At 75.8% G+C, this 766-nt stretch carries 1 protein-coding gene; it reads right to left on the reverse strand.

Going from position 1 to position 766, the window contains the following annotated elements; genetic code table 11:
- Positions 1-766 (reverse strand): AMP-binding protein (locus tag OWC43_RS23390; protein ID WP_393958682.1); only part of this gene is annotated, 766 nt, incomplete at both ends.

A 766-nucleotide genomic window follows, 5' to 3' on the forward strand; every position in this document is an offset into this window, starting at 1 on the left:
CCGACATAGCCCCGCGCCAGACCCGACCCGCCGAGATACAGCTCCCCCGGCACGCCCGGGCCGACCTCGCGCAGCGACGCGTCCAGCACATAGGCCGTGCGCGCTCCCACCGGCGTGCCGATCGGCAGCCAGTCGCCCCCCGCCCAGACCGCGGCGTCCGCCTCCGGATCGACCGCCAGCAGCAGCGGCGTGATCACCGTCTCGGTCGGGCCGTAGCCGTTGATGATCCGCGCGGGCGCGAAGGTCCGGCGCACCGCCCGGAACGCGTCGAGGCCGAACGCCTCGCCGCCGGCCGTCCACGAGCGCACCGGCAGCCGTCCGCCGCCGGCCTGCGCATGCGCCTCGGCCAGGCTGATCAGCAGGGCGGGCGCCATGCCGGTGACGGTCACGCCCTCCCGGCGGATGGTGTCGAGAATGTCCGGTGCGGTCCAGGCGCGGGGCTCGCCGATGACGAGGCGCCCGCCGTGGAACAGGGCGGCGAGCCAGGCCTCGGTGGCGCCGTCGAAGGAGAGCGCGATGAGGTGGAGCACGCGATCGTCGCGGGTGAGGCCGTAGCGGGCGCCGACCGCCGCGGCATGCATGGCGAGCGGTCCGTGGGCGACGGCCACGCCCTTGGGCTGGCCGGTCGAGCCGGAGGTGAAGATGACGTAGGCGAGCTGGTCGGGATGGAGGGGTACGCCGGGATCAGTGGCGGGTCCGGCGAAGGCGTCCGGGTCGTCGAGGCGCAGGCACGGGCAGGCGGCGCCCTCGCCCTCGCCCGGCACGT

The sequence above is a fragment of the Methylorubrum sp. POS3 genome, assembly GCF_043352485.1.
GTDB classification, from domain to species: Bacteria; Pseudomonadota; Alphaproteobacteria; order Rhizobiales; family Beijerinckiaceae; genus Methylobacterium; species Methylobacterium suomiense.